Source organism: Mesorhizobium sp. M5C.F.Ca.IN.020.32.2.1 (assembly GCF_004023105.1).
GTDB lineage: Bacteria > Pseudomonadota > Alphaproteobacteria > Rhizobiales > Rhizobiaceae > Mesorhizobium > Mesorhizobium wenxiniae.
The window spans coordinates 1-5,353 of record NZ_RZSX01000421.1 but is presented as its reverse complement, the minus strand read 5'-3'; the positions used below and the strand labels follow the sequence as shown (position 1 = coordinate 5,353).

Sequence of the window (5,353 nt, the reverse complement as noted above, 5' to 3'; positions counted from 1 at the left end):
CGGGGTCGGCGTCCATGCGCCCTCGCCGGCGTGCGAAAATATCTTGGATCCAGTCATCGCCAAATCCTCATCTGGCCTCATCGCGCCAACCAGCCGCCGTCCACCGGCACCACTGCGCCATGCATGTAGTTTGACGCTGGCGCCAGCAGGAAGACGGCCGCGTCGCCGATATCTTCCGGCCCGCCCCAACGCCCGGCTGGAATGCGCGCCAGAATGGCGGCGCTGCGGTCTGGATCGGCACGCAGCGCCTCGGTATTGTTGGTTTCGATGTAGCCGGGCGCAATGCTGTTGACGTTGATGCCTTTCGACGCCCATTCGCAGGCGAGCAACCGGGTGATGCCGAGCACGCCATGCTTCGACGCCGTATAGGAGGCGACGCGGATGCCGCCCTGGAAGCTCAGCACCGACGCGATGTTGACGATCTTGCCGCGCCGTTCCGGATCGGCAAGCACACGCGTGGCGAAGCTCTGGCTGAGAAAAAAGACTGTCTTCAGATTGACGTCCATGACGTCGTCCCAATCGGCTTGCGTCAGATCGACGGCGTCGGCGCGCCGGATGATGCCGGCATTGTTGACCAGTCCGTCGAGCGGTCCGGTTTCGTCCCAGATGCGATCGAGCATCGCCTGGGCAGCGGCATGGTCGGCAAGATCGCAGCGCACCGCCTCGAAGCGTCCGCCCGACGCAGCGACCTTTTCCGCCGTCTCGTCCATCGCCGAACGGCCGACGCCGACCACAGCACCACCGGCGCGGGCGATCGACAGGGCGATACCTTGGCCGATGCCGGTGTTGGCGCCGGTGACGAGGATGCGCTTGCCGGCTAGGCTAAAAGCGGAAAGGTCGCTCACCGCAGCTCTTCCATCGCGACTGGATCGACGTCGGTATAGTCGACATTGTCGCCGGCCATCGCCCAGATGAAGGCATAGTTGGAGGTGCCGGCGCCCGAATGGATCGACCATCCCGGCGACAGCACCGCTTCTTCATTGCGCATGACGAGATGGCGTGTCTCATCCGGTTCGCCCATGAAATGAAACACACGCGCCGCTTCCGGCAGGTCGAAGTAGAGATAAGCCTCCATGCGCCGGTCATGCACATGGCACGGCATGGTGTTCCAGACCGAGCCCGACGCAAGCTGGGTCATGCCGACGACGAGTTGGCAGGTTTTGACGCCTTCGGCATGGATGAACTGGAAGATCGAGCGCTCGTTGCAGGTCGCCTGGCTGCCAAGATCGAGCCGCTTGGCATCGCCGATGCGGATCAGCTGGCTGGGATGGCTCTGATGCGCCGGCGCGCTGAGCAGATAGAATTTAGCCGGCTCGGCTGGGTTGACTGAAGCGAACGACACCTCATTGGCGCCCATGCCGAGATACAGCATGTCGCGCGGCTGCAGCTCGTAGGATCGGCCGCCAGCTTTCACGATGCCGGCGCCGCCGATGTTGACGGCGATCAGTTCGCGGCGATCGAGAAAATTCTTTGTCCCGGTCGGCTTGATCGCTTCCAGCGGCAGCGGGATGCCCGCGGGCATGGCGCCGCCGACGATCATGCGGTCGTAATGAGTGTAGGTCAGGCCGATGCGGCCGAGCTGGAACAGGCCTTCGATCAGGAAATTATGACGAAGCTCGTCCGTCCCCATCGCCGCGGCAGTAACAGGGTCGATGGCGAAACGCGAAGTGAAGTCGGTGTGATTGTCAGTGTGATTCATTGCTGTCCCATTGGGCTGCCTCATTGGTCATTCGGTTGCCGCGGCCTTGACCGAGTCGGCATAAAAATTCTGACGTGCGTGCAGGCGCTCGCGATAGCGCTGCTGGCTCGCGGTGAGATGGGCGCGCATGGCTTCGCGAGCGGACTCGGCATCGCCTGTCATAATGGCATTCAGGATCACCAGATGCTCGCCTTGCAGCCCGCGCTGATAGGCGTCCGACTGGGCGAGCTCGGTGGACCACGGCGACGTCACGTCGCAAGGAATGGCGCGCCGTCCGAGCACGTCGAGCATCTCGACATAGAACGGATTGTTGGTGGCGCTGGCGATCGCGCGGTGGAAGGCAAGGTCGGCCGGACCTGTCGGCTCGCTGTTCAAGAGCAGCCGCTCGAACTCGAAGAACGCCTCCTGGATCGCTGCTTCCTGCGCGGCATTGCGACGGATAGCGGCGAGCCCGGCGGACTCGATCTCGATCGCCAGGCGCACCTCGAGCACGTTGAGGGCGATCGAATCCTTGCTGCCCATATCCGCGGCCAGCGTGCCGAACATCGTCGAGATATGCTCGGTGACGAAGACCCCGGCGCCTTGCCGCGGCTCGACCAGACCGTCGGCGGCAAGCTTGGCTAGCGCTTCGCGGATGACGGTGCGGCTGACCCCGAAAGTTTCGGTCAGCTGGCCCTCCGTCGGCAGCTTTTGGCCCGGCTGGATCTCGCCCGCCTGCAACTGCTTGCGGATCGACGCGACCACGGTCTCCGACAGCTTGGGCCTGCGTTCGACCTTCAGGCTGATCGCCGTATCCGATGCCATTGCCAACCCCTATTTGAAGACGCTCGGCAGCCATAGCGAGATGGCCGGAATGTAAGTGACGAGCCCCAGCACCACGAGGCCTGCGCCATAGAATGGCCAGATCGAGCGCATCGCTTCCCAGACGGATATCTTGCCCACTGCGCACGCCACGAACTGCACCGCGCCCACCGGCGGCGTGTTCAGCCCGATTCCAAAGTTGAGGATCATGATGACGCCGAAATGCACCGGATCGACGCCGTAGGCCTGCGCCACGGGCAGGAAGATCGGCGTGCAAATGATGATCGTCGGCCCCATGTCCATGAACGTGCCGAGGAACAGCATCAAGAGATTGAGCAGGAGAAGCACGACCAGCGGATCCTCTGAGATCGCGTTCATCGAGGCTATCAGCGCTGCCGGCACTTTCAGGAAGGCCATCAACCACGAGAACGCCGCCGCCATGCCGATGATGAGCAGCACCATGGCTGTGGTGCGCACGGCACCATGGGTGGCATGAACGAAACCTTCCCAGGTCATCTGCCGGTAAACCAGCACCGTCACGAGCAACGCATAGATGACGGCGATGCAGGAACTCTCGGTGGCCGTGAAAACGCCCGATCGCACGCCGCCGAAGATGATTGCGATCAGCAGCAGGCCGGGCACCGCGATAGCGAGGAGATGCGCGACGGCGGCGAAGCCCGGAAACGGCTCGGTCGGATAACCGCGGGAGCGCGCCACGAAATAGGCGGTGATCATCAGTGCGAGCGCCAATAGCAGCCCCGGGATAATGCCGGCGGTGAACAGGTCGGCGATCGAAATCTTTCCGCCTGCCGAGATCGAGTAGATGATCATGTTGTGCGACGGCGGCAGGAGCAGCGCGATCAGCGCCGCCATCGAGGTGACGTTGACGGCGTAATCCGCTCCATATCCACGCGCCTTCATCTGCGGGATCATCAAGCCGCCTACCGCCGCTGCCTCCGCCACCGCGGAGCCCGAAATGCCGCCGAACAGTGTAGCGGTCGCGATGTTGACCTGCCCGAGGCCGCCGCGCATGTGGCCGACGAGCGAGCCGGCGAAGGCAACGATCTTGCTGGCGATGCCGCCGCGCACCATCAAATCGCCGGCGTAGATGAAAAACGGAATCGCCAGCAGCGAAAAGACGCTCATGCCGGAATTCAGGCGCTGGAACACGATGAGCGGCGGCAGGCCCATGTAGAGGACGGTGGCAAAGCTTGCGACGCCGAGGCAGAAAGCGATCGGCGTGCCGATGAGCATCAGAACGGTGAAGACGCCGAAGAGTATCCAGAGTTCCATGGCGTCAGACCTTCACGTTCGCTGTGTCGAGTTCGGCTGCGACTTCCGCAGGCGGCAGTTCATCGAGCGCATCGTCGATCGGCGCACCGGAAAGGCGAAGCACGATGCGCTCCAGCGTGAAGAGCACGATGAGCGCGCCTCCCGCGACAAGCGGGACGTAGTCCCAGCCTCCTGATATGCCGAGCGACGGCAAGGTGGCACCCCAGGTCAATGCAACCAGCTGGCTGCCATACCAGATCATGCCGATGCCGAAGGCGAGCGCGACGAGGTCCGAGATCATCCTCAGCCAACGCTTGCCGCCTTTCGGCAGGACATAGAGCAGGACGTCGAAGCCGAGGTGATAGTTCTCGCGCACCCCGACGGCAGCGCCGAGGAAAATGAACCAGCTCATCAGCATCACCGAGCCCTGCTCGGTCCAGCTCGGCGACCGGTTCAGAACATAGCGGCCGAACACCTGCCAGGCGACGAAGGCGGTCATCAGCACCAGCCCGACGCCGGCGATCCACAGCGCCGCCGTGCTGACGCGCGACATCACCCGCGCGATGCCGGGCAGGGGCAGTCTCTGTTCTGAGCTGGAGGTCACCGGTTCTCTCCGCAAAAGGATGGCGGCGCGGAATGCCCGCGCCGCCGCTTGATCACTGCACGGCCTTGATGGCCTCGACCATCGCCTTCAGCTTGTCGTCCTTGACGTGCTTTTCGTAGACCGGACCCATCGCGTCGATGAAGGGCTGCTTGTCCGGTGTCGTGATCTGCGAACCGGCCGCCTCGACCTTGGCACGCGATTCCTTGACCTTGGCGGCCCACAGCTCACGCTGCTTGGCGACGCTTTCCTTGGCGGCCGCCTTGAAGATCGCCTGGTCTTCCGGCGTCAGCTTGTCCCAGCTCGACTTCGCCATGACGAAGGCTTCCGGCACCATCGTGTGCTCGTCGAGCGAATAGAACTTGGCGACTTCCGCATGCTTGGCGGTGTCGTAGCTCGGAAAATTGTTCTCCGCGCCGTCGATGACCCCGGTCTCGATCGCCGAATACACTTCGCCATACGGCATCGGCGTCGCGTTGGCGCCGAGTGCAGCCACCATGTCGACGAAGATGTCGGACTGGATGACGCGGAACTTCATGCCGGCCAGATCGGCTACAGTGTTGATCGGCTTCTTCGAATTGTAGAAGGAGCGCGCGCCGCCGTCATAAAAAGCGAGCAGCACCAGCCCGACCTGTTCGAACGCCGCCGCAATCTGGTCGCCGACCGGCCCGTCCATGACCTTGTGCATATGGTCTTCCGAGCGGAAGATGTAGGGCAGCGAGGGCACGGTGGTTTCCGGGATGAGTCCGTTGAACGGCGCCATCGAGACGCGGTTGAGGTCGATCACGCCGGAGCGCACCTGTTCGATCGTGTCCTTTTCCTCGCCGAGCTGCGCGGAATGATAGACATCGACCGAATAGCGGCCGGCCGTGCGCTCTTTGACAAGCTCGCCAAAATATTTGACCGCCTCGACCGTCGGATAGCCGTCCGGGTGCGTGTCGGACGAGCGCAGAACCGTCTGGGCGCTTGCCGTTCCGGCC

Annotated in this window: 6 protein-coding genes; all 6 read right to left on the bottom strand. The window is 63.2% G+C overall.

What is annotated here, in order from left to right; all coding sequences use genetic code 11:
• Nucleotides 1-77: 77 nt before the first annotated feature.
• Nucleotides 78-845: a 2-dehydro-3-deoxy-D-gluconate 5-dehydrogenase KduD gene (kduD, locus tag EOA86_RS20530; RefSeq protein WP_095518043.1), complete on the bottom strand. Its 768-nt coding sequence runs from the start codon at nucleotides 843-845 to the stop codon at nucleotides 78-80.
• Nucleotides 842-1,699: a 5-dehydro-4-deoxy-D-glucuronate isomerase gene (gene kduI / locus EOA86_RS20525; RefSeq protein WP_128343312.1), complete on the bottom strand. Its 858-nt coding sequence runs from the start codon at nucleotides 1,697-1,699 to the stop codon at nucleotides 842-844. The genes kduD and kduI overlap by 4 nt, the downstream gene beginning before the upstream one ends.
• A 27-nt stretch (nucleotides 1,700-1,726) precedes the next feature.
• Nucleotides 1,727-2,503 carry a FadR/GntR family transcriptional regulator gene (locus EOA86_RS20520; protein WP_128343310.1) on the bottom strand — a complete coding sequence of 259 codons (777 nt, stop codon included), beginning with the start codon at nucleotides 2,501-2,503 and terminating at the stop codon, nucleotides 1,727-1,729.
• A gap of 9 nt (nucleotides 2,504-2,512) precedes the next feature.
• Nucleotides 2,513-3,793 (bottom strand): TRAP transporter large permease, encoded by a 1,281-nt coding sequence (locus EOA86_RS20515; RefSeq protein WP_127209765.1) that lies wholly within the window; start codon nucleotides 3,791-3,793, stop codon nucleotides 2,513-2,515.
• Between the two features lie 4 nt (nucleotides 3,794-3,797).
• Nucleotides 3,798-4,325 carry a TRAP transporter small permease gene (locus EOA86_RS20510; protein WP_029349033.1) on the bottom strand — a complete coding sequence of 176 codons (528 nt, stop codon included), beginning with the start codon at nucleotides 4,323-4,325 and terminating at the stop codon, nucleotides 3,798-3,800.
• Nucleotides 4,326-4,428: 103 nt separating this feature from the next.
• A partial coding sequence (locus tag EOA86_RS20505; protein WP_164891859.1) for a TRAP transporter substrate-binding protein occupies nucleotides 4,429-5,353 on the bottom strand: 925 nt, incomplete at its 5' end.

Excerpts from the sequence above, each read along its gene's own strand:
- EOA86_RS20510 (WP_029349033.1), bottom strand. The coding sequence starts at position 4,325 with ATGTCGCGCGTCAGCACGGCGGCGCTGTGGATCGCCGGCGTCGGGCTG.
- EOA86_RS20520 (WP_128343310.1), bottom strand. The coding sequence starts at position 2,503 with ATGGCATCGGATACGGCGATCAGCCTGAAGGTCGAACGCAGGCCCAAG.
- kduI (WP_128343312.1), bottom strand. The coding sequence starts at position 1,699 with ATGAATCACACTGACAATCACACCGACTTCACTTCGCGTTTCGCCATC.
- EOA86_RS20515 (WP_127209765.1), bottom strand. The coding sequence starts at position 3,793 with ATGGAACTCTGGATACTCTTCGGCGTCTTCACCGTTCTGATGCTCATC.